This window comes from Pedobacter sp. GR22-10, from assembly GCF_026239715.1.
Taxonomy (GTDB): domain Bacteria; phylum Bacteroidota; class Bacteroidia; order Sphingobacteriales; family Sphingobacteriaceae; genus Pedobacter.
In genome coordinates, this window is record NZ_JAPIVR010000005.1 from 72179 (window position 1) to 95895 (window position 23717).

The window sequence follows — 23717 nt, forward strand, 5'->3', positions numbered from 1 at the left end:
TTCTATTTTTTAGAAAATGCATGAGCTTCGATTATCCATTTTCCCATCCCTTATGCTTACCTTTGTGCAAAGTATGCAAGGATTAGTTATAAAATCTACAGGTAGCTGGTACAGCGTGTTAGGTGATAATGGCGAACGTTACGACTGCCGGATTGTTGGAAAATTCAGGATGAAAGGCATCAAAACCACTAACCCAATTGCTGTTGGAGACCGTGTGAAGTTTGATTTGGAACGTGACAGCAACCAGGGAATCATCGATGAACTGTTGCCCCGGAAAAATTATATCATCCGCAAATCCATTAACCTGAGTAAGCAAGCGCAGATTTTGGCTGCCAACCTGGATATGGCCATTTTAGTGGTTACCCTTGCATCGCCAAGAACCTCTTTGGGTTTTATTGATCGCTTCCTGGTTACGGCCGAAGCTTATGATGTGCCGGCGGTTCTCGTATTTAATAAACTGGATTTGTTTAGTAAAGAGGGCTTGGAAATTCTTCAGGAGTTTAAAGATATTTATGAAAATATTGGTTATGCGACCTATGAAGTTTCTGCTTTGAAGGGCATCAATATTCCTATTATTCAGGAATTAATAACCGATAAAATCACTTTAATTTCTGGTCATTCAGGTGTAGGAAAGTCAAGTTTAATTAATGCCCTTTTGCCTGACCGTGATTTACGTACGGGGGAAGTTTCTGACTGGAGCGATAAGGGACAGCATACCACCACATTTGCCGAGATGTTTGAACTGCCTCAGGGCGGCTTCATTGTCGATACACCTGGTATTCGTGAGTTGGGGGTAATTGATATTGAAAAAGAAGAACTGGGGCATTTTTTCAGGGAAATTTTTAAAACCTCGCATCAATGTCGTTTTAACAATTGCCGCCATGTAAATGAACCTGGATGCGCTGTAATTGAGGCCGTAAATAATGACGAAATAGCCATTTCAAGGTATGAAAGTTACCTGAGCATTTATCATGGTAACGACACCAGGCATTAGCCCCCCAGCCCCCTGAAGGGGGAGTTGAAAGGCTAGGTGGAAAAGCTGGAAGTACAACGCTGAGCGCTCAGAAAAAAGAGTTGTTATAAACTATAGAGAGTCGAAAGCCTCTTTCAGAGGGATTTGAAAGGCTAGGTGGAAAAGCTGGCTACAGAGGGAAAAAAAATAAACGTTTTGTTTAAACTATAGAAAGTCAAAAGCCCCCTCAGGGGGGTGGGGGGTAAATATGAAATTCAAACTGGGAGATTTTGTTCGTTTTGTTGATGAAAAACGTGAAGGGTATGTGACAAAAATTATCGATGCGCAAACATTGGGCGTTACCGATGAAGATGGGTTTGAAATTCCTGTGGCCATAAGTAACTTAACCTCAGTTCATGGCCATGGCGTTATTACTGAGGTACAAGATGCACCTAAGCCTGTTCAGGTAAATGTACCGTCTATAAATAAAATTGAAAATGGCATTTATGTTGGCGTAGCTACTGATAATAAGGCCGGGAATGTGGTTCACTTTCATTTATTAAATCAGTCACCAAATGTGCTTCTGGTGAGTTTAACTACGGAAAGAAAAGAAAAATATGCAGGTGCTTTTCATGGTGTTATTGAGGCCTATCAATCCACCTTGGTTTATTCGGCATCATTGGCAGACCTGGATCTCTGGCCGGAGTTTACTTTTCAGATCTTAATTTCTGGTAAAACGGATGTAAAGCCTGTTGATCCGCTGGTGATCCGCAAAAAGTTCAGGGCAAAAGATTTCTCTTCTGAACAGAAAGAACTACCAGTAGCTAAAAACAAGGGCTGGCTGATTCGCCTGGATGATCTGGTACCTGTTACCATCGATGCACAGAAGTTAAAAGAGAGTTTCTTTAAATCGCCGGCAGAAAAGAAAACCATTGAAGCACCGGCAAAGGAAATTGATCTGCATATAGAAAAATTGAGAGATGATCATCACTTTTTAGAGGCAGATGAAATCCTGCAAATCCAATTAAATTATTTCCAAAATGCGCTGGATGCAGCAGTTGTTCATCATTATGATAGGATGATTTTTATCCACGGTTCGGGTAATGGAACACTCAGAGATAAAATCCACAAACTGATCAGCAAAAATCCACATATTAAAACTTATATGGATGCCAGGAAAGAAAAATTCGGTTACGGCGCAACGGAAGTGGTTTTTAAGTAAATTGGTTCATTAGTCATTGGTTCGTTTGTTACCTGTGAACTTAAAACTGAAAATTACAAACTGTTAACTGAAAACCTCATCGCCATAATCAGGATTTGCGCCAGGTTGTGAGGCGACGAATGCGCCAATCTTACAGGCCCGGTCTAAGGTGGTATCTATTGGGTAGCCCTTTAGGTAGCTTGCAATAAAGGTACCCAGAAAAGCATCGCCTGCACCAACAGTATCTTCAACTTCAACCTGATAACCTTTATGGTGGTAAAGTCTGTTCTCTTGCAGTACATAAGCGCCTTTGTCGCCCACAGTTAAGCAAATGATGTTGATGTTAAAAGTGTGGCTTAGCTGTTTCAAAAGCTGTTCATCTGAATTACCTGTTAAAGCCAGTTCATGTTTCAAATAAACCAGTTCGTGCTCATTAACTTTTAAAATATCAGCTTCAGCAAGCAGCACTTTCACCGTTTCAATCGTAAAAAAAGGTGAACGAAGATTAATATCAAATATTTTAAGTTTAGCATGCTTCAATAATGATGAAATAGTATTTCTGCTTTTTTCATTTCTGCAGGTCAGGCTGCAATAAACCAGGGCATCAGCATCTTTGACAGCAGCAACTGCTTCTTCCGAAAGTTCAATTGCATCCCAGGCAACCGGCTCTACAATGGTATATGTTGCCTGATGCTGTGCATCTAATTTTACCTCAACAGTACTGGTTGGCAAGTTATTGAATTGAATTAAATCTGACTCAAAATGCTGATCATTTAAAAACCGGATTAATTCTTTTCCTGATTCATCATCTCCAACTGCGCTGATAAATTTACTGTTGATCCCTTGTTTATGAAGATTTAGAGCTACATTCATGCTTGACCCACCTGCTTTTTTCCCCTCAGGGAAAACATCCCACAAAATTTCGCCTATTGAAATCACTGTTTTTTTCATGCCTGATTATTTGTGACGTAAAGAAACAGTTTTTATACATGGATCGGAATAATTTGTTTCATATCTTTACCATAAGACCAGAAAATAATGAAGATAAAAATATTGACCCTACTGCTAATTTGTTCAGTGAGCGCATTTGCACAGGCGCCAAAAGATAAACAGGCCATTCTGGATGTACTTGAAATGCAAAGAACAGAATGGAATAAAGGTAATTTAGAAACTTTTATGCAAGGTTATGTTAAAAGCGACAGCCTGCTTTTTGTAGGCAGTAGCGGCCCCACTTACGGCTGGCAGAAAACACTTGATAATTATAAAAAAACCTATGCGGGTAAAGCCGGAATGGGCGTGTTAACTTTTGGAATTAAAAAAGTGGATTTTCTAAGTACTGACGTAGCCTTTGTTTTAGGAAGCTGGCATTTAAAGCGTGAAAAAGACGAGCCACAGGGTTATTTTACCTTATTATTTAAGCGATTGAATGGGGAATGGAAGATCTTTGTAGACCATTCCAGCTAAAAACTGACGTAGTTTTAAACTTCATGGCCTTAATTTCTTATCGTTTGTTAGTTAGAAACGATGATTTAATGTATGGAACAATTATTCTCCAAGTTTAAAATCTTTATAATAAAATTCCTTATCCTCGTCAGTAAGTTGGCGGATCACCCTGCAAGGGTTTCCGGCAGCGAATACATTGTCCGGAATATCGCGGGTAACAATACTTCCAGAACCAATAACCACATTTGAACCAATTTTCACGCCGGGATTAATCACTACATTGCCGCCAATCCAAACACTGTTCCCAATCGTAACTTCCTGTGCCCATTCATATTCCTGATCACGCAGATGTGCGTGAATGGGATGTCCCGCCGTGTAAATGGCTACATTAGGTGCAATAAAAACATGGTTCCCGATAGATACCTTCGCGCAATCTAAAATAACCAGATTAAAATTAGCGTAAAAATTATCTCCAATTTCTATGTTATAGCCATAATCGCAACGAAATGGCGGTTCAACATAAAACATTTTCTCTGTTTTGCCGAAAAGCTTTTTAAGTAATTCCTTACGTTGTTTAATAAATTTTGGCGCCAGGTTATTGAATTCAAAAGTGATTTCACGGGCTTTTAACCTTTCCTTCGATAGGATCGCATCTCCAGCCTGATAAGCTTTGCCCGCCAGCATTTTTTCTTTTTCTGTTAGTTGCATGACGTTCATAGTTAATTCATATTAATTATTATTTTTTTGTATTCTAATTTTTCTTTTGAGTTTATAATGAATTGCCCTTCATTAGTTCTATCAAATATATTCTCGAAATTAATGAAATCTAGCAGAAAATTAATAAACTCTATAAGTTTACAATGCGCTAACTTTACAGTTTCACATGTTTCATCGATGTCTAGAACATCTCCTATCATATCCTTATTAGTAAAATCTTCGGTAAAATTTAACAGGTAATTATCAGAAAGTCTTAGTTCTTTAAAACTTAAATTTCCATGGTGCTTTAAAGAATTAGCCCATAAATTTACTTTTTTTAGATTCTTGTCTTTTCTTATCTGCTTTAATTGACAAAGGAGTATGGATGAATTTTGATCAGATTTACTCTCAAGGATTTCTGAGATTTTACTCCAGTTACATTCAATAAGTTCTCTTCGATAATCCTTCTTAGTTTTTATTTCTCCGAAAAAGTCAAAAGCGAACCAAATTATTTGGTAAACATAATCCAAACAGCTATTATACCAAATTATTGAGTTTTTAAGGTATTGAGCTCTAAGCCAAAGTTGACCTAAATATCCTGATTTCCATTCGACAGGGCTTTTATGCAATTTATTGTGAGCCTCAATTAAAGAGAATCTGGAACTAGCAATTAGATTATATAATTGTTCAACTTTTTCTAAAGCTATACAATAGCCTACATCATTGACAAAAAAAATATCAGGGCGTTTTGAGTCATTAAAAAACTTTAGTGAGTCACTAAAGTTGTTATTATCCTCTATTAGTTCTTTTAGCGTATACGTCTTATCCTTATAATTTAATGTTAAGTATTCATTCATAATAGCTAAATAATTAGTTAATTATATACTTATAGGCAATCTATATAAAAAAAGCGGGACTTCAGTTAAGAAATCCCGCTTTTGATCTGTAATTACAAATCTTATGGTTTGCCTTTTGCTAAAGCACGTTCGGCAATTTTGACTGCTTTTTTCTCCCTCCAATGGGCATATTTTTCTTTGAAAGTCATTTTGATTAAACTATCAATGGCACCATGTGTAAATAAACTCCAAACACTGGCTACTTTGCGGGTAATGGATTGATCCCATGCACGTAAGCTTAAAGAGAATGAACCATCAAGATATTTCATCCAGTGCCACATGCCTGTTGGCATAAATAAGGTGTCGCCGTGTTCTAGAAAAACTTCATAACCTTCAACGCCTTTTAACGCAGGGAATTTTTCAAAATCAGGATTGTCTACCTGGTAATCTTCTAGGGCATAGGTGGCATTTGGCAAGCAATACAATCTGTCTTTCCATTTATTATCGAAAAGAATAATATGCTTTCTGCCACCAAAATGCGTGTGGAAGATATGTGGTAAATCAATGTCGTAATGTAAAAAAGTAACGGAGTTTGATCCACCAAAAAACATGGCAGGCATGCTTTCTATAAAACCACCCATTAAATCTTTTGGAATTTTTACATCATGAATTAAACTGGGGACTTTCTTAAATAAATTAAAGAAAAAGATTCTCAATTCTGTAGGCTCACGTTTAATTAAATCAAGGTAATCACCAAACTTCATGTGGGCTGTTGCCGCATTAATCGGTTTTGATGGATCAGCTTTTGAATTATCGTACAATGGAACTTCCAGTTCACCGCCGATTTCTTTTAAGTATTCTGTCGTCCACTTTTCTCTTGCCGGCCAGTCTTTGGTAAGGCCTTTAATGACAAGCGGGCGCTTCGTTTTCAAATAATTTTTTTTGAAATCTTCAGGAGTAATGTGCTCCACGATATCAACAGGTTTTAGAATGAAACTCATGCGTTTAAAATCGGTTATTTGTGCCGAACAACAAAAATGTAAATTTTATTTTACAAAAAGTATACTGTGGACTAAATGTGACTTAAATCACGTATTTAACTTAACAGGAAGATAACAATTTGGTCATTTAAACCAGAACTTTGCTTTTAACAATTTCGGCATAAGCGGCATCCCATAAATTTATGCGGTTTTGCAAAGCCCTCTTAGTTGTTTCTTCAGCCTCTGCCCAAAACAGATCTTCTTTCTCGCATAACTTTTCTGTCATGGCCAAAGCCAAATGGCTGTGATGGTCGCCATCTACTTCAATATGGCGTTCCAGATAATATTTAAAAATGGATACCTTTTCGGGTTGAGTACTGTTTAAATCATGAACCATGCTAAAGAACATGTTTGGAATTAAATCTTCCCTGCCGAATGTAAAACTGGCCGCTTGCAAATGCGTTTTGCCGCTATTAATGGTTTCGAATGTAGCATTCATAAAATCTCTGGCAGCCTGCGGAACTTTAGCTAATTCATAAGCCATGTTAAAATCTCTTCCATTCTTTAATGAAGTTAAGAAATTGTTTATGGGATTGATGTTAGCACCACATTGCGCCATCGCATCTAAATACAGTTCGAAATGGCTTTTAACATTGCCACTGGCATCAAGATCACTTTCCTCCCCAGCAACAATTTCATTAATAAGTTGACGCGTAACTGCATCACCCACCGGAAACCAGGGTAAAGTGGTACAGGTTAAATTGATTTGTAAAGATTTAAGCAGCGACATAAAATCCCAAACGGCGTAGATGTGATGCTCCATAAAAATTTGCAGATCTTCTATCTCACTAATGGCATGATATACCTTGTGGTTGATAATCTGCTGTCTAAGCGGTTCAATGTTTTCCTTGATTTTTAAAATATTAGGATGCATGTTTTCGTATTTGAATGATCGATAGGTGAGTAAGCGTAATCAATGATTTGCCAAACTATTTTTTTGCCCCGTTTTCATTTGTAAATTTATGCACCAAAATTAAGCAGTAATTCGCGACAACTTCCTAAAAATCAAAAACCTGAAAAACGGCTGACAAACGACTTATTGAAATTAGGTCAGAACTCAAATGCAAAAAATAATAATAGGAAAATGCTTTTACAAAAAAAAATGCCTTTGCCGAGGCAAAAGCATTCTTAATATTTAAACTAAACTGATGTTTTATTTAGGCATTAAAACTGAATTAATTACATGGATTACACCATTTTTTTGATATACATTAGCAATTGTTACGGTACTCATACCACCTTTTTCATCTTTTAATACTAATTTTTTACCTTCCATCCAGGCCCAAAGTTTACCACCTTCAACTGTTGTCAGTTCAGCTTTACCACCACCAGCTTTGATGGCTGCAGCAATTGCTTTGCTATCTAATTTACCAGCTACAACGTGGTAAGTTAAAATTTTAGTTAAAGTTGCTTTGTTTTCTGGCTTTACTAAATTGGCTACTGTACCTGCAGGAAGTTTATCAAACGCTTCATTTGTAGGTGCGAAAACGGTGAACGGACCAGCACCTTTTAGGGTTTCTACCAAGCCTGCTGCTTTAACTGCTGCAACCAGTGTTGTGTGGTCTTTAGAATTTACAGCGTTATCTACAATGTCCTTAGTTGGATACATGGCTGCACCGCCAACCATAGGATTTTTTTGTGCATAAACCTGAGTGGTAACTGCCATAGTAACTACTGCAATTGCCGATAAGATTAGTTTTTTCATTATTTTAAATTTTAAGTTTTTGTTATTTGCCTTCATTTACGACACATCACAGATACTTGGTTTTTTAAAACATGAAAATTAATGTTAAATAATTGATTTATAGTTTTTTAAAATTATTTTTTTTGAAATATTTGCTTATAAATTCACATTGAATCTACAACTATATGGGGTAAGTGGATTGTTTTAGTGATCAGGTTACCTTTGCATTTTTAATCTTTTTGGAGAAAAAGGACGGGAAAAACCGTTTCAGAAAAATGGCTTTGGTTTCTTTTCCGCCGATATATACTTCTTCTTTTTTGGCCTTAACAGCAACCATAATTTGTTTGGCACAATCTGTTGCGCTCATTCCGTTTGCTTGTGCATCGTCCATACTTCCCTGGCGACTACCATTTGCAGTTAAAGCATTAACAGAAACGTTAGTTTTAATAAATCCCGGGCAGATCAAGGTAATATGAATATCCGGATGCTCAATTTCTGATCTTAAAGAATCGAAATACCCATGCAAAGCATGCTTGGATGCTGCATAGGCTGAGCGGAACTTTGTGCCGAATTTTCCAACCAGACTGCTGATCACGACGATTTGACCATTGCCATTTTTTATCATTAACTGCAAAACCGCCTTACTTAAAATTACGGTTCCCCAGAAATTGGTATTCATAATCTGCTGTTCGGTATTTAGATCTGTTGACAGTGCTAATCCACGTTGACTAACTCCACCTGCATTGATTAGTAAGTCTATGCTGCCAAAAATCCTGATCGCATCTTCTGCCTTTTTTGTCAGGGTTTCCGTTTCACATAAATCGAAAGCTAGCACATGTACATTAAAAGAATTTTGGCAATTGCCTTTCACCCTGAAGAGCTCATCACGGTTCCGGCCCGAAATAATGAGTTTGTCTCCGGCTTTAAAATGTTCGTAAACCAGGGCTTCACCAATACCTGATGATGCGCCCGTAACCCACACAATTTTAGACATATATTATTAATTAATTTTTGAATGATAGCGTTTTGAATGAGTGAATGTTGTTTAAACCTAAATCAGTCATTCCTTAATTCATTCATCTAATCATTTTCTATTATAAACAATTCTGAAGCAATATGATCGGCAAAAAGTTTACCACTTTCGCTGAGTTTAATTTGATCATTCTGGATAATTAACCAATTCTTGTCTTCAAAAGCTTTCAGATTATAATTGGTTTCTTCTAAAAATGCAGAGCCAAAATCAGCTTTAATTTTCTTTAAGTCTGTGCCCCACATGGTCCTCAAAGAAGTCATCATGTATTCATTAAACCTATCATTTATTGATAATTCTTCTACTATTTCAGGGAGTTTATTTTGCGCCAATACCTCCATGTATTGTGCATTGTTAGCAGGATTCATATACCGGTTTTGTCCGTCAAAACCATGTGCTGAGGGTCCGATTCCTATATAATCCACGCCCCGCCAGTAATTGGTATTGTGTACGGCATAGTGACCTGGCATAGCAAAATTAGAAATTTCATAATGTTCAAAGCCCGCAGATACCAATTCATTCATCAACATGACAAATTGTGCTGCACTTTGGCGATCACTTACAGGTGTTTGTTTCTTGTTTTTTATTGCATGGGCCAAAGCCGTTTTTGGTTCCACGGTAAGGGCATATGCTGATAGATGCGGTGCCTGAAGTGCTATTGCTTTATGGATGTTATCGAGCCATTTTGAATCGCTCAGCAGGGGATAGCCATAAATCAGGTCGAGACTCAGGTTTTCAAAACCCGCATCCTGACTTCTCTTAATACAATCTTCAGCTTCCATTGCATGATGAGCACGGTTCATCCAAACCAAATCTTCATCAAAAAAAGATTGAATCCCTACGCTAAACCTATTAATGGGAAGTTGCTTTAAGGTTTTTAGTTTTTCAGCAGTCAGATCATCAGGATTAGCTTCGATGGTGATTTCCGCATGAGCATCAACTGAAAAGGTATGATTGATGGTATCAAAAATTTGCTGCAGAGCGTTTTCTGATAAAATAGAGGGGGTTCCTCCACCGAAGTAAATGCTCCCCACCTGGCTCGAAATTCGATCCTGTTTCATCTTAATCTCCCTGCAAATGGCATCTACCATCTCAGTCTGATACTTCAATGAAGTACTGAAATGGAAATCACAATAGTGACAGGCCTTTTTGCAAAATGGGATATGGATGTAAATACCGGACATGCCGCAAAGATACAGCATATTCTAAATCCATTTATTTTCTTTAGGTAAACAATGATTATTCAGCTACTTTTGCATCCATAAGCTTTGTACTGCATGCCGAAATTTATTCTTACCTTTTTTATCCTCATATGGCTGGCAAACTTTGCTTCGGCACAGGAAATTCCTGCTGCTATAGATAGTGTAAAAGCGGTCACTCAGTATAAATACAAGCGTTACCGCCTTGACTCTGCAACACTGGCCAAACAAAAGAAGGCTACTGATTCTATCCTTCGTCATACCTGGGTATTGCCAGATAGCATCATCAACAAAAATGCGATGATGGATAGTGTTCAGCGAGAGTTTTTATTTCCCAGGCTGGATTTTCAGGGCTGGCAAAATAAATACGCAAAATTTAAAAAGAAGGCCAATCCCTATCAGCTTGGTAAACAGATTCCGAAGGGAAATGTAGGTTTGCTGGGGTTTATTTTCGCCATGCTGATTATCTTTGCGATATTAAAAAATGCCTTTTCAAAACAGCTATCGGCCATTGTGCAGTCGTTTTTTAGCAATAGGATATTAAATAACATTAATAAAGAAGATAACCTGTTCAGTTCATGGCCTTTTTTACTCTTATTTATTCAGTTTGGGTTTATTTTAGGGATGTTTTTTTTCCTGGTGGCGCAGTATTACGATATGTATCAGGCCAAGCATGGATTTAAGTTTTTCTTCACCATATCCCTCACGATTATTGTGTTTTATGCATTGAAACTGATCATCTTGCGGTTTATTGGATACCTTTTTAATGTTCAGAAGCCGGTTGGAGAATATATCTCTATTTTATACCTGAGTTATTTTAACGCTTCGCTGCTATTTATCCCTTTGGTGGTTGCTTTTGCATTGTCGCCTTTAAAATATGGGGTGGTTTATATTGCACTGGCATTTTTACTTTTAGGCGTAATATTTGCCTTTCAATTGCTCAGGGCGGGTATTACCATACTTTCTAATAATAAGTTTTCAAAAATGCATTTAATTCTGTACTTTTGCGCCCTCGAAATATGTCCTATTTTAATACTAATTAAAACGATAGGATTGTAGCACGAACAAGGAAAATGCAAGAAAAGAACGACTCTAGAATTCGCAAAGTGAAAAGTATTTTGGTTACATTACCAAAACCTGAAACAGAAAAATCTCCTTACTACGATTTGGCCAAGAAACACAATTTAAAAGTTGATTTCAGGTCTTTTATACATGTTGAGGGGGTGCCGGCGAGAGACTTTAGGAAAGATAAGATTAACTTGGCTGATTTCACTGCTGTAATCTTTACCAGCCGTAACGCTGCAGATCACTTCTTCAGAATTTGTGAAGAAATGCGTTATGACGTTCCGGTTGATTTAAAATATTTCTGTCTTTCTGAAACGATTGCGTTATATCTTCAAAAGTACATTCAATACAGGAAAAGAAAAATATTCTTTGGTAAACAAACAGCAGCAGATTTAGCTGAAGTGCTGAAAAAGCATGCCAATGAAAAGTTTTTGTATCCATGTTCTGATGTGGCAACGGAAGATACCATGAAATTCCTTGAAAAAAGCGGCTATGATTTTACACCTGCGGTTCTTTTCAGAACGGTGGTTAGTGATTTGTCAGACTTAGCCGAGGTTTTTTACGACGTAATTGCATTTTTCAGCCCTTCAAGCATTCAGTCTTTGTTTAAAAATTTCCCCGATTTTAAGCAAAATAATACCCGTATTGCAGCATTCGGAACAAATACAAGCAAAGCTTGCGTGGATATGGGATTAATTGTGGATATTGCCGCACCTACTCCTGGTGTTCCATCCATGACCATGGCCATTGAAAACTATATTAAAACATCAAATAAATAAGAAATTTAATAATTTTTTGTTTGATGATAATAAATACGTAACTTATCAGTTTAAAGGAAGTTATATCTCTATAAGCAGGCACACCAAAGTATGAAAACGCAGCCTTTTGCGTTACGCATTTTGGGAATAAACTATTTAATTAAATATTTGCATTTGTTGATTATTGTAGTGATTTTTGATAAAATTGCCCCTTAATCGTGCGCTGCACACTATAAATAATATGAAGAAAATCTACCTTCTGGCCATTGTTGGTGTAACGGTATTGCTTGCGAGTTGTGGTCATGGAGGCCAGGGCGAGTTGGTGGGAGCCTATAACCGGAAATTCAAAAATAACCAGGTTCCTTTGGGGATGGTATATATTCCACCCGGGCATACACCTTTAGGGGGATCTGATGAGGATATCACCTTTTCACAGAATGGTCCGAGCCGAATGACAACCATCAGTGCATTCTTTATGGATCAAACCGAAATTTCCAATGCAGAGTACCGCCAGTTTACCAACTGGGTAAGAGATTCTATTGCAATTGCCATGATGGGAAATCCGCAACGGTTCATGATGACTCCAAAAGGTAGGGGAGCTGCAGAAGCATTGGGTGGCGAGAAATATATCAACTGGAAAGCAGTTGGCACAAATGGATCTAACATCTGGCGCAATAAAGGTAAGGGAGCTGGTGCAGAAACTGCTCAGCTGGACGGGATGTATTATTCCGGCTTAGATGCCTTGCCCGGAAGAAAAGAATTTGATGTACGTAAATTTGAATATAGCTACGCAGAATTAAATATGGATAAGGCCGCTTTAGGCCATAAAAATCCAAATAGTAAACGGCAGGATTATATAGATCGTTATAACATTGCGATCTACCCGGATACCATGGTTTGGAAAACAGATTATTCCTATTCTCAAAATGACCCTATGGTGCGTGGTTATTACAACCATCCCTCATATGATGATTATCCGGTAGTAGGGGTAAGCTGGGAACAAGCTAAAGCTTTTTCTCATTGGAGAACCAGGTTATACGATGGTGTGGCACAAGCCAGAAAAATGCCGTCCGGATCAAGATCTGATTACAGGTTGCCGGCAGAAACTGAATTTGAATATGCCGCCAGAGGAGGTAATACCAAAACAAAGTACCCTTGGGGCGGGCCTTATATCAGAAATACCAAAGGTTGTTTACAGGCAAATTTCAAACCAGGACGTGGAGATTATTCCAGTGACGGTGGGATTTATACAGTTGGTGTGAAATCGTACTTTCCTAATGACTATGGCCTTTATAACATGGCAGGAAACGTTTCTGAGTGGACCTTGACAGCTTACAACAAAAGTGCGTCGCCATTGTTACATGATTTAAATCCGAACTTTACCTACGTTGCCGGACCAAATGATAGCAAATACCTCAAAAGAAAAGTAGTTAAAGGAGGTTCCTGGAAAGATACCGGGTATTTCCTGCAAAATGCGGTATCTACTTATGAATATCAGGATACACAAAGATCATATATTGGTTTCAGATGTGTTTCATCTTATCCCGGTACCGATTTAAGAAACTAAACCAAACAAACTAATACTAAAGAAAAACATCTAATTTTATGGCAGCAAAGAAACAACCAGGCTGGTTACATGTAGCGATTTCATGGGGAGCAAGTATTGTAATCGTAGGCGCATTATTCAAGATTTTGCATATAGGTGGAATCTTCGGTAGTTACATGATTGGAATAGGCTTAGGTATAGAAGCTATTCTATTCTTTTTAACAGGTTTTTTTCCACCCGAGCCAGAACCGGCATGGGAAAGGGTTTATCCTGAACTCAGAACAGATTTTACAGGTGAGTTGCCCAAAGCATCTGCAAGACCTGTGGCTTCAGTGTCTGCTCCGGCCAATACAGCTGCATTAGATAAAATGTTGGCCGATGCTAAAGTTGGTCCTGAACTGATTGAAAGTCTCGGTAATGGCCTTCGTACATTCGGCGATAAGGTAGCTGCAATATCCAATGTTGCAGACGCTTCTACAGCCACGAATGAATTTACAAGTAAGGTAAAAACAGCTTCTGCTGGTTTTGATAACTTAAGTGCTTCTTTCGAAAAAGCTACAGCGAACCTGAAAGCAATGGGCGAAAGTAATGTAGATTCTCAGGCTTACCATGACCAGGTAAATAATCTGTCTAAAAATCTATCTGCTTTAAATGCCGTGTATGAATTGGAATTACAGGATTCGAGCGCTCATTTAAAATCAATGAATAAGTTTTATTCAAACTTATCACTTACCATGGAGAACTTTAATGAATCAATGGAAGATTCTAAACAGTTCAAAGAAGAAGTGAACAAGCTGGCTAAAAACCTGTCATCATTAAATGCAATTTATGGCAATATGCTATCGGCTATGAATGGCCCACGTTTATAATTTGTATAGTTTTTAATCTAAATAAAAGGCTACATAAATATGGCAGGCGGAAAAGAAACAACAAGGCAGCGGATGATCAATATCATGTATTTGGTATTGTTGGCGATGCTGGCCTTAAACGTATCAGATACTGTTTTAGATGCATTCAAAAATATCAATGATAGTTTGGATACTTCAAAAAACAATGTGAACTCCAGTATTAATCAACTTTTCTCAGCTTTTGAAAATTCAAAATTGAAAGAAGAACCTGCTCGTGCACAGCCGATCTATGAAAAGGCTCAGCAGGCCAAGGCTGCTGCAGATGAGTTGAATAATTATATTGAGGGGATTAAAAAACAATTTACTTCGGCTGGTGATGGCATAAATCCCGAAACCGGCGATCTGGTTAACAGGGATAACCTGGATATTGCTCAGGATATCATGATCAATAAAGGGGAAGCCGATAAATTAAAAGCAAAAATCAACGCAACACGTGAGAAGTTAATTTCCCTGCTTGATCCGGCAGACCGGGCTAATGTGGCTTTTTCACTGGAAGCCAAAGATCCGGAAAGAAAGAGAAAAGGCAACTGGCAGGCTACTTATTTTGGTGAGGGTACGCCTTTAACCGCTGCAATGACGGTTTTAACTAAACTTCAGGCCGATACTAAAAATGCTGAAGCCGAGGTTGTTAAGAAGTTGTTCGGAAATATGGATAAGGCTCAGGTAAATCTTGATCAGTTTGCTGCGGTAGCTGTAGCACCAACTTCCTATGTAATCCAGGGCCAGCCTTATACTGCTGAAGTATTTTTAACAGCCAGTGATTCCAGGTCTTCACCTGATATTACGGTAAACGGAAATAAATTGTCGGTTAAAGAAGGCAAAGGAACATATACTGGCGGGACTGGAAGTGTAGGTGAATTCACCTGGGTAGGTACCATTCGCGTGCGTCAAACTGATGGACAAGTGAAAGAGTACAAAACGCAGCCGCAGAAATACCAGGTGGCAAAACCATCAGCAACAGTGTCATCTACCAAAATGAATGTGATTTATGCTGGTATTCCAAACCCATTTACGGTTTCGGCAGCAGGATTTCCATTAGAGAGCATTAAGGCTTCTATCTCGGCTGGGTCAATGTCTGGCTCGAACGGAAACTACAATGTAAACCTTGCGGGTAGTCAGGTTGGTCAGGAAGTTTCTATTAACGTAAGCGCATCGAATGCAGGTAAAACCGTTAGCCTGGGTTCTCAAAAATTCAGGGTGAAGGCCATTCCAAAACCAATTGCTAAGGTTGGTGGACGATCAGGTGGTGATGTGGCATCCGTTCAGCTGAAAAGTGAAAGTGAAATTGAAGCAGACCTTGATGATTTTCCTTTTGATGTGAAATTTAAAATTCAACGTTATAAGTTAACGATTATCAAACCACGTTCTGATGCGGTTACGATTTCGGGTAGCGGCGGAAGTTTTGCAGGTCCGGTTAGAGCCGCAATAAACTCCATTACCCCGGGAACAAGAGTATTTTTTGAAGATATTGTTTCTGTTGGTCCAGACGGACGTCAGAATGTATTACCTTCATTGGCATTCACGGTTAAATAAGAATAAGATGAAAAGGATTTTAAGTATTGCTGTTTTTGCGTTGTTTACTACATTGGTTTTTGCACAAAAAAGGCCAACAAAGCTGGCGCCAAAAAAAGCTGCACCAGCAGCAACTGTAACAGATACTGTAAAGGCACCTGTGAAAACGGCAAAGAAAAAACTAAAGGTTCCACCAAAAGATGGCTTTTATGCCCGTAAGGATATAGATAGCACAGAAATGGTGCCTTTGGCAGATGTACGAGAAGAAGATGTTTTTTATGCTAAACGCATCTGGAGAGAGATCGATTTACGTGATACTGTAAATTCTGCATTAAGATCACCGAAATCTCGTTTGATAGATGTTATCATTGCTGCCGTTAAAGCGGAAGAGCTTACAGCTTATTCTCCTTTTGATAGTTTAAATAATGAGGATGATGCATTTACCAATCCTTTAGCTGCTGATACCGCAATGATGCAGGCTTCAGGAACAGTTGAAGTTACAGACTCCAAGGCAGGTACGGTTAAGACAGTAGCTAACGACCTCAATCCTGAATCCTTTTTAAAATTCAGAATTAAAGAAGACTGGATTTTTGATGTGAAACGTTCTATTTTTGAGCCGCGTATTGTGGGTATTGCCCCCATGAAATACATTGAATCGTCGAAACAATGGCAGCCGGTTTTCTGGATTTATTACCCTGAGGCAAGAGAAATCTTAACCAAGAAACGTTTGGTAAACACCAATAATGATGCCTCTACTTTGAGTTTTGATGATTTCTTTATTCGTCGTTTATTTAGCAGCTACATCGTTAAAGAATCTAATCCGGGTGATAATAAGCTTCGGGATATCATTGCAGACCCAAAACAAAGGTTATACGAGTCTGAAAGAATTAAAAAGTCTGTTCTGGATTACGAACAGGGACTTTGGGAATATTAAGCCCTAGCCCCAAAAGGCAGCATTATATAACATAAAAAAGGAGCAGATTAATTTGCTCCTTTTTTTATGTAGCGACAGGGTTGTAATTGATATTTTTAAGCGGCCTATAAAGTGTAGCGTTAATACTATACATTTAAATTTTAGTCCTTTATTACGCTGTATTAAAGCCGTTTAACATATCTAAAATATTGTGATAAATGAAATCCAGTTCTGCCTCTGTAATACAATAAGGTGGAACGAGATATATCACATTTCCTAATGGACGCATAATTATTCCGCGTAATAAAAATTCATGATACAGTTTTTTGCCAATCTCATTAAAATAAGAAGTTTGCTGATCATTTTTTATTTCCCAGGCCAAGATCGTTCCGGTTTGCCTGATATTTTCAATTTGTGGATGCTGTTTTAAAACAGTTGAAAACTGAAAATGCTGCGCAGAAATCCGCTGAATATTACTTTGAGTCTCTTCGTTCAACAGCAATTCCATGCTGGCCAAAGCTGCAGTACAGGCTAGCGGATTTGCAGTAAAAGAGTGACCGTGAAATAGCGTTTTATACTGATCATCCGAAAGAAAAGCATTATAAATTTCATTTGAACAAGTGGTAATGCCCATTGGAATAGTTCCACCTGTTAACCCTTTCGAAAAACACATTATATCAGGCTGTACGGAAAGATGATCAGCTGCAAATAGTTTTCCTGTTCTTCCGAAACCAGTAAAAACCTCATCCTCAATAATTAGGATTTTCTGTGCTCTGCAGTATTGCATTAATTGATCCAAATCTTCAGCCCTGTGCATCAACATTCCGGCAGCACCCTGAACTAAGGGTTCGCAAATAAAACAAATCAGCTCCTGGTGGCAGGCCTTAATTTGAGATTTTAAATTTTCCAGGTTTTCAGTCGTTGGTGTATCAATAAAGATCACCTCGAACAACATTTCTGCAAAGGGTATCGTCCAGACACTTCTTCCACTTACAGACATGGCTCCGAAAGTATCGCCATGGTAAGCATTTTTAAAAGCTAAAATTTTAGACTTTTTAAGGCCTTTATTAAAAGAGTACTGAATACACATTTTAAGCGCCACTTCTACAGCTGTTGAACCATTGTCAGAATAAAAAACCTTCTGTTGGTTTTCAGGGAGAAGGTTCAACAGGTTTTCTGAAAGTTTAATGGCTGGTTCATGGGTAAATCCTGCAAAAATAACCTGTTCTAAAATATTTAACTGCTCGGAAACCTTTTGTGCAATATAAGGATGCGCATGGCCATGCAGCGTAACCCACCATGACGAAACAGCATCGATATACTGGTTTCCGTTGTCATCAAAAAGATAAACGCCCTTTCCCTTAACAATCGGGATTGCATCCCCAGCATTCTTCATTTGTGTGTAAGGATGCCAGTTAACGGCCCGGTCTCGTTCTCTTAAATTCATAAGCATTTTATTGATAATTTTCCCATAATGATAGATGCTGTATTTCTTATTTAAAGGGTAGCTTTTTCCACTTTCATTGGCTTTAGACCTAAGGTTTGCAGCATTTGCATGTCTTCTAAAACACCTGGATTGGGTGTTACGAGTAAAGTTTCCCTTTCGCCGGTAAAAATGGAATTTGCTCCAGCCATAAAACACCAGGCCTGCTCAAACGCCGTCATCTCAATTCTTCCGGCACTCAGGCGAACCATTGATGTAGGCATTATCATTCTTGCGGTTGCGATCATTCTTACCATTTCCCAGGTATCTGTTTTTTCGTTATTTTCAAGCGGTGTTCCCTGTACCCTGGCTAGTGCATTAATGGGAACAGATTCGGGGTGCTGTGGCATTGTTGCTAATGTTAATAACATAGAAATTCTATCCTGGTGGGTTTCTCCAAGCCCGATAATTCCTCCGGAACAAACGGTGATGCCAGCTTTTCTAACGTTATTGATGGTGTTAATTCTATGATCAAAAGTTCTGGTCGATATAATCTCCTGATAATATTGTTCTGACGTATCCAGGTTATGATTATAGGCATACAAACCTGCTTGCTGGAGCCGGATGGCCTGTTCTTCGGTTAGCATACCCAGGGTGCAGCACACTTCCAAACCGAGTTCGTTAATACCTTTTACCATATCGATTACCTGATCAAAATCGCTGTTATTTCTTACTTCTCTCCAGGCGGCAGCCATACAAAAACGAGAGGAACCACTTTCTTTTGCCTTCCGTGCATGTGCAATTACGGTTTCTGTAGGTAATAGAGCCTGAACTTTAATATTGGTATGGTACCTGGCAGCCTGTCCGCAATAAGAACAATCTTCCGGACAGCCACCTGTTTTTATAGATAGTAAGGTAGAGATTTGTATTTCTTGCGCATTATGCCATTCACGGTGTACGGTGGCGGCTTTATAAATAAGGTCCAATAAGGGTAAATGGTAAATTTCTTCTATTTCACCTTTAGTCCAGTTGTTTCTAACGATTGTTTTCTGATCCGTTATCATAAATTTTCAATTTTTTTTGAGATACTTTCTATGCTTTGTTCTGAGATTTTTTTGATGTGGGGAATTTTTATAATTTTCGTTTCGGCTCCTGTAAAATTGCAGATAACCCGTTCGGTAGCTTCGGGGAAACTTCCATTTAAAATCAAATATTGCAGCTTAATTTTTCTTTGGTTTATGGCCATTATTGATAATAAACTGTGGTTGATACAACCCAGGTAATTTCTTACTACCAGTGCAGCAGGAAGGTCTAATTTTGCAATTAGATCGATCATAAATTCGTGATCAGAAATCGGAACCATTAATCCTCCTGCACCTTCTATAATGAGGCATTCAGAATTTTCAGGGAGTAAAAAGTCATTTGTGTGAATTGAGATTCCTTCTTTGGCAGCAGATTGATGTGGTGATGCTGCAAGTTTCAGGAGATATTTTTCGGGGTTGATGATCACATATTCACCTGCCCATGCTTTAATCTTCATGCTGTCGGTATGATCCAGATCGCCAGATTGGATGGGTTTCCAATAAGTGGCATTAAAATATTTCGTTAGGATGGCTGCACAGATTGTTTTTCCTACTTCTGTCCCTATTCCGGTGATGAATAATTTCATGTTTTTTACCTGGTAAAACTGTTTTTAATTTTTGTTATCTAAATTTTCTGATCATGCTGGTAAGTGCGGTAATTTCCCTTTCTGTATTAAAACTATGAATACAGATTCGCAGGCGTTCTGTACCTTGTTTTACAGTCGGACTGTAAACCACATAGGTCAAAAAATCTTCATCAGATAGCGTTTGCTGCAGGCGTTTTAATCGATTACAATCCGGAATGAGAACAGCTTGAATGGGACTGTTTTCTGCTGATGGAGCTGATAATTTCTGCTCCCGGAAAATTTTAATGTTATCCTGAAGTTTTAATAACGAATCAGCCTCTGTTTTTAAAAAGTCATAGCCGGTTTTTATCGCCATCCAATGGAGGTTTGGAGCGGAGGTGGTATAGATAAAAGGAGAAGCAAAATTGACGAGATAAGATTTGATCAGTTCATTACATAAAATAGCTGCGCCATGTGCGCCCAGCGCTTTCCCGTAGGTGATAACGGTTGCCAAAGTTTTATGCTGAAGCTGATATCGATCAACCAATCCATAGCCTAAAACTCCAAAAGCATGTGCTTCATCAACAATCAGGAAAGCACCATACTTTTCTGTAATTCTGGAAATTTCCTGAATAGGTGCAATGTCGCCATCCATCGAATACAGACTCTCTATTGCAACATAGCAACGCCCGTTTTGCCTTTTTAAAATATGTTCTAAATGTTCAGGCTGATTATGATTAAACTTTATTTTTTTGGCATGAGACATTTTACAGGCATCGTGCACAGAACGGTGGATCTTTTCATCAACAATAACAGAGTCATGCCGTTCAGGCAATGTAGAAAATAAGGCTAGGTTGGCTTCATATCCGGAGGAGCATAATAATGCAGATTCGTATTGATGTGCATTTGCGATAAATTTTTCTGTTTCCGTCACGTCAGCACTGTTTCCGCTTATCAGCCTGGAACCTGTACTTCCCGATAATAATTGGGGGCTGGCGATGATTTGTTGCAGTAGTAAATTTTGAAGCTTTGTATTTCTCGCAAATCCGAGGTAATCGTTTGAATAGAAATCTACTCCGGTTGCCTTTGGTTTTAATATTCTCAAAGTTCCTTCAGTTTTTCTTTGATTAAGATCTGCCTGAAAACGATCAAAACTTTTAAGCATGGTTAAATGGCTTTAATTCATCAATAATGGCATTGATCCACCGGGTGTGCAGTTCTGTTTCCATCTGTAAGATGTGTTCTGCATGGGTTCTCCAATCTTCAGAAAACCCATTAAGTTGTTCAATCATTTCTTCCAGGTGTCCTTCTTCTTCCATAATGATTGATTTTACCATAATTTTTGAGGCCATTTTGGTAAGAACATCTTGATAAATGGGGTATAATTCATCGGCACGAACTTCAATTGCATAGGTTACAAAGAGATAGGCAGCATATTTCAATTCTTCCTTTGTTAAATTGAAGTGATGTTGTAAATACCTGCAAGCTTTAATATCAAGCGCATGAAGGTATTGTTGTGTTGCAACAGGTGCCAGTAGTTCATGTTGTTTATAAGTGCTGCACAGCAAATTACCCAACTTACCAATCTGTTTTTTGAGATAATAGGCGTGGCGATGTTCTTCACAAGCATGTTTTAGTTGAACTAAACTTACAGTGTTTGGATGTTCACATGCTGAAATTTTTCGTGCTCCAGCATTCTCCATGAAAGATAGGGTATTAAGCCATTTGGCATGGATTTTATTGTCTCCAGTTATTTTCTCAAGAAGATGGTAGAATTCCATTTGTTTTTGATTTTCACCAAAAATAATGGATTGCCGGATGGTTGTATTGGGCCAGTTTTGATAATTTGGGTGGTCCGGTTGAAATTCCTTTCGCAAGTTTATTGGTGCTGAAAGAAAAGCAAATGCTGCTAAGTTAAGACGAGTTGGTTAAATTATTACAAATAAACAGGGCGCTTGTAATTTCTTAAGATGATTAAGATCCTTAATTTCAGTCTTTCAAACTATCGTGTTAACATCTCGTTTAGACTAGGGTTTTTCTACATTTGCTAACCAACTTTAACAAAGCATAGGCTTTAGCGAAGGACGCCATCAATCCCAAGGGCCAGGGAAATCTTAACCAAGAAACGTTTGGTAAACACCAATAATGATGTCTCTACTTTGAATTTCGATGATTTCTTTATTCGTCGTTTAGCAGCTACATCGTTAAAGAATCTAATCTTGGTGATAACAAGCTTCGGGATATCATTGCAGACCCAAAACAAAGGTTATGCGAGTCTGAAAGAATTAAAAAGTCTGTTCTGGATTACGAACAGGGACTTTAGGAATATTAAAACAAAAAAGGCTTCGAAAATTTTCGAAGCCTTTTTTGTTCACGCTTATCTCGTTTTCAGATAAAGATTTAGTGAATAGAAATGAACTCATTTTTTAGCATTATTTGATATGCTTTCATTTCTCCGATCCATAAAGATCGCTATTGGTTATCCGTTACAGATTCAATTGCATTTTGAATAGCTGTAGGCACGTTTGATAAAAGATCATAACCTGTTGCCGTTTCTATCGAATTAACAGTTGTACGATAAGTTTTCCAATTGGTATTTAAGCCATTTGTATTTGGCATATTTACGGTAATTACCCTTGTGTTAGATGCTATCCGATTTAAATCGTTGTTGCCATTTGGTAATACAACAATCACTTTCCAGGTGTTGGATGGTACATTTACCCGGCCATTATCAATAGTATAGGTAATGCCGCCATTGCTTCCTGTACCGCCTGATCCGTAAGAACCGCAAATCACATAAACCTCATTACCTGCTGTCACCAATGAACGGGTATAATTTTCAAGATCAGCCCATGGACCCTGGTTATTATTAGGTGCCTGTGGCATCATATTACTCATTAAAAAAGTAGAAGAATTTGCGGCAACTGAAGATGTTCTGTCTGCCGAAGGGCAATTGTGACCGCGGTCAAAACCCGAACCTGAATAACTGCTGTTTGATACTTCGTACCAGCCTGAAGGTAAAGTGTTATCAGATCTGAAATCATCCTGGCGTGATGCAGAACCTAAATCGGATGATCCGATATGCCAGCTTACCCAATTTGGAGTAGCCCTGCTTTTGCTGTAAGAACTGGTATAGTAGGTGCGTTCCATTAAGTAATTTTCAGGATTGGATATACTGGCAACAGCATTACTTGGGTTTCCAAGTAAAAGGTAACTATTATCGCCCGGGGTTGTGGTAGGTGGGTTTGTGGTACCGCCGTCACCAGTAGAAATGCTGACATCATCTATATTTATCCGCGCTGTACCGCCACTGATTTTGCGGATCTGAAAACGAACATTACCAGAAATTGCCGTGTTAAAAGTTATGGTAGACAATGTGCTACTGCTGCTGGTAACTGTACTGCCCGATTGCTGCCAGCTGGAACCACTATTGATTGAATACCAAAGCTGCCAGGTACTGCTGGCATCGCTGCCATACCTGGCATGCGCAATACTTACTGCATCGGCACCGTTTACATCGAAATTCATACTCAAAATACCAGTGTTGCGTATGCGTACAGATTGACTTCCATTTTTCGCATCAGCGGCAAGATTACCAATCAGGGCATCGTTCAGGCTCCAGCTGCCACTGCCTAATGTTACAGAAGCAGTGGTATAACTGGTTTTGTTGCCGGATTCGAAATTTTCAGGAAAACCGGCAACGATAGACTGCTCACCGGATGCAACTGCTTTACTGTTTAATTTTTGTTCAAATAAAACCGTTTCTGGCTGAACCTGATTTTCTTTTTTACAGGCAGCAAGGCCAAGGCACAAAACGGCCATTAAGCTTAATTTTTTTAATGCTTTCATTTTTAATGGGGTGT

The 23717-nt window shown here is 38.4% G+C and carries 24 protein-coding genes; 10 read left to right on the forward strand and 14 right to left on the reverse strand.

What is annotated here, in order from left to right; all coding sequences use genetic code 11:
• Positions 1-73 precede the first annotated feature (73 nt).
• Positions 74-994 carry a ribosome small subunit-dependent GTPase A gene (gene rsgA, locus OQX64_RS19115; RefSeq protein WP_088299924.1) on the forward strand — a complete coding sequence of 307 codons (921 nt, stop codon included), beginning with the start codon at positions 74-76 and terminating at the stop codon, positions 992-994.
• A gap of 226 nt (positions 995-1220) precedes the next feature.
• Positions 1221-2174 carry a Smr/MutS family protein gene (locus OQX64_RS19120; protein WP_265819973.1) on the forward strand — a complete coding sequence of 318 codons (954 nt, stop codon included), beginning with the start codon at positions 1221-1223 and terminating at the stop codon, positions 2172-2174.
• A gap of 63 nt (positions 2175-2237) precedes the next feature.
• Here the strand turns inward: OQX64_RS19120 and OQX64_RS19125 are convergent, their stop codons facing one another.
• Positions 2238-3104 carry a carbohydrate kinase family protein gene (locus OQX64_RS19125; RefSeq protein ID WP_265819974.1) on the reverse strand — a complete coding sequence of 289 codons (867 nt, stop codon included), beginning with the start codon at positions 3102-3104 and terminating at the stop codon, positions 2238-2240.
• Positions 3105-3191: 87 nt separating this feature from the next.
• Between OQX64_RS19125 and OQX64_RS19130 the strand changes: the two genes are divergently transcribed.
• Positions 3192-3617, forward strand: a complete 426-nt coding sequence (locus OQX64_RS19130) for a YybH family protein (protein WP_265819975.1) — start codon at positions 3192-3194, stop codon at positions 3615-3617.
• A gap of 81 nt (positions 3618-3698) precedes the next feature.
• Here OQX64_RS19130 and OQX64_RS19135 read toward each other — a convergent pair whose 3' ends face one another.
• The 7 genes from OQX64_RS19135 to hemW all read right to left on the reverse strand — a co-directional run bounded on the left by OQX64_RS19135 (position 3699) and on the right by hemW (position 10066).
• Positions 3699-4304, reverse strand: a complete 606-nt coding sequence (locus OQX64_RS19135) for a sugar O-acetyltransferase (protein ID WP_265819976.1) — start codon at positions 4302-4304, stop codon at positions 3699-3701.
• Positions 4305-4315: 11 nt separating this feature from the next.
• Positions 4316-5149 carry a hypothetical protein gene (locus OQX64_RS19140; protein WP_265819977.1) on the reverse strand — a complete coding sequence of 278 codons (834 nt, stop codon included), beginning with the start codon at positions 5147-5149 and terminating at the stop codon, positions 4316-4318.
• Positions 5150-5250: 101 nt separating this feature from the next.
• Complete coding sequence (locus OQX64_RS19145) at positions 5251-6129, reverse strand: cupin-like domain-containing protein (protein WP_265819978.1); 879 nt, start codon at positions 6127-6129, stop codon at positions 5251-5253.
• Between the two features lie 127 nt (positions 6130-6256).
• Positions 6257-7042, reverse strand: coding sequence for a DUF3050 domain-containing protein (locus tag OQX64_RS19150; protein ID WP_265819979.1), 786 nt, complete (start codon positions 7040-7042; stop codon positions 6257-6259).
• A gap of 279 nt (positions 7043-7321) precedes the next feature.
• Positions 7322-7873: a fasciclin domain-containing protein gene (locus OQX64_RS19155; protein WP_088299923.1), complete on the reverse strand. Its 552-nt coding sequence runs from the start codon at positions 7871-7873 to the stop codon at positions 7322-7324.
• Positions 7874-8063: 190 nt separating this feature from the next.
• The gene (locus OQX64_RS19160) at positions 8064-8846 is read right to left on the reverse strand and encodes an SDR family oxidoreductase (protein WP_088299500.1); all 783 of its coding nucleotides are present in this window, start codon (positions 8844-8846) and stop codon (positions 8064-8066) included.
• 86 nt (positions 8847-8932) lie between these two features.
• Positions 8933-10066, reverse strand: coding sequence for a radical SAM family heme chaperone HemW (gene hemW / locus OQX64_RS19165; RefSeq protein ID WP_265819980.1), 1134 nt, complete (start codon positions 10064-10066; stop codon positions 8933-8935).
• 93 nt (positions 10067-10159) lie between these two features.
• Between hemW and OQX64_RS19170 the strand changes: the two genes are divergently transcribed.
• The 6 genes from OQX64_RS19170 (at position 10160) to gldN (ending at position 16804) form a co-directional block, all read left to right on the forward strand.
• A complete protein-coding gene (locus tag OQX64_RS19170) occupies positions 10160-11140 on the forward strand; it encodes a DUF4271 domain-containing protein (RefSeq protein ID WP_265819981.1) in 981 nt (326 codons plus the stop codon).
• 14 nt (positions 11141-11154) lie between these two features.
• Positions 11155-11925, forward strand: a complete 771-nt coding sequence (locus tag OQX64_RS19175) for a uroporphyrinogen-III synthase (protein WP_088299497.1) — start codon at positions 11155-11157, stop codon at positions 11923-11925.
• A 220-nt stretch (positions 11926-12145) separates the two neighbouring features.
• On the forward strand, positions 12146-13471 hold the full coding sequence (locus OQX64_RS19180) for an SUMF1/EgtB/PvdO family nonheme iron enzyme (protein ID WP_088299496.1): 1326 nt from the start codon (positions 12146-12148) through the stop codon (positions 13469-13471).
• 38 nt (positions 13472-13509) lie between these two features.
• Positions 13510-14319: a gliding motility protein GldL gene (gene gldL, locus OQX64_RS19185; RefSeq protein WP_265819982.1), complete on the forward strand. Its 810-nt coding sequence runs from the start codon at positions 13510-13512 to the stop codon at positions 14317-14319.
• Positions 14320-14358: 39 nt separating this feature from the next.
• Positions 14359-15891, forward strand: coding sequence for a gliding motility protein GldM (gldM, locus tag OQX64_RS19190; RefSeq protein ID WP_088299494.1), 1533 nt, complete (start codon positions 14359-14361; stop codon positions 15889-15891).
• A gap of 7 nt (positions 15892-15898) precedes the next feature.
• Positions 15899-16804 (forward strand): gliding motility protein GldN, encoded by a 906-nt coding sequence (gene gldN / locus OQX64_RS19195; protein ID WP_088299922.1) that lies wholly within the window; start codon positions 15899-15901, stop codon positions 16802-16804.
• Positions 16805-16955: 151 nt separating this feature from the next.
• On the opposite strand, the gene bioA is transcribed toward gldN, so the two are convergent.
• Genes bioA through OQX64_RS19220 form a run of 5 tightly spaced genes read right to left on the reverse strand, consistent with a single transcriptional unit; the run spans position 16956 to position 21731 of the window.
• Positions 16956-18230 carry an adenosylmethionine--8-amino-7-oxononanoate transaminase gene (gene bioA, locus OQX64_RS19200; RefSeq protein WP_322974979.1) on the reverse strand — a complete coding sequence of 425 codons (1275 nt, stop codon included), beginning with the start codon at positions 18228-18230 and terminating at the stop codon, positions 16956-16958.
• A 50-nt stretch (positions 18231-18280) separates the two neighbouring features.
• Entirely contained in the window at positions 18281-19270 is a 990-nt protein-coding gene (gene bioB, locus OQX64_RS19205) for a biotin synthase BioB (protein WP_265819984.1), read from the reverse strand.
• Entirely contained in the window at positions 19267-19875 is a 609-nt protein-coding gene (bioD, locus tag OQX64_RS19210) for a dethiobiotin synthase (RefSeq protein ID WP_265819985.1), read from the reverse strand. The genes bioB and bioD overlap by 4 nt, the downstream gene beginning before the upstream one ends.
• A gap of 34 nt (positions 19876-19909) precedes the next feature.
• Entirely contained in the window at positions 19910-21019 is a 1110-nt protein-coding gene (locus OQX64_RS19215; RefSeq protein ID WP_265819986.1) for an aminotransferase class I/II-fold pyridoxal phosphate-dependent enzyme, read from the reverse strand.
• Positions 21012-21731, reverse strand: a complete 720-nt coding sequence (locus OQX64_RS19220) for a hypothetical protein (RefSeq protein WP_322974980.1) — start codon at positions 21729-21731, stop codon at positions 21012-21014. The genes OQX64_RS19215 and OQX64_RS19220 overlap by 8 nt, the downstream gene beginning before the upstream one ends.
• Positions 21732-22054: 323 nt before the next feature.
• On the opposite strand from OQX64_RS19220, the gene OQX64_RS22490 reads away from it, so the two are divergent.
• A complete protein-coding gene (locus OQX64_RS22490; RefSeq protein WP_323670588.1) occupies positions 22055-22177 on the forward strand; it encodes a hypothetical protein in 123 nt (40 codons plus the stop codon).
• A 149-nt stretch (positions 22178-22326) separates the two neighbouring features.
• Here the strand turns inward: OQX64_RS22490 and OQX64_RS19230 are convergent, their stop codons facing one another.
• Positions 22327-23703, reverse strand: a complete 1377-nt coding sequence (locus OQX64_RS19230; RefSeq protein ID WP_265819987.1) for a DNA/RNA non-specific endonuclease — start codon at positions 23701-23703, stop codon at positions 22327-22329.
• Positions 23704-23717: the final 14 nt, after the last annotated feature.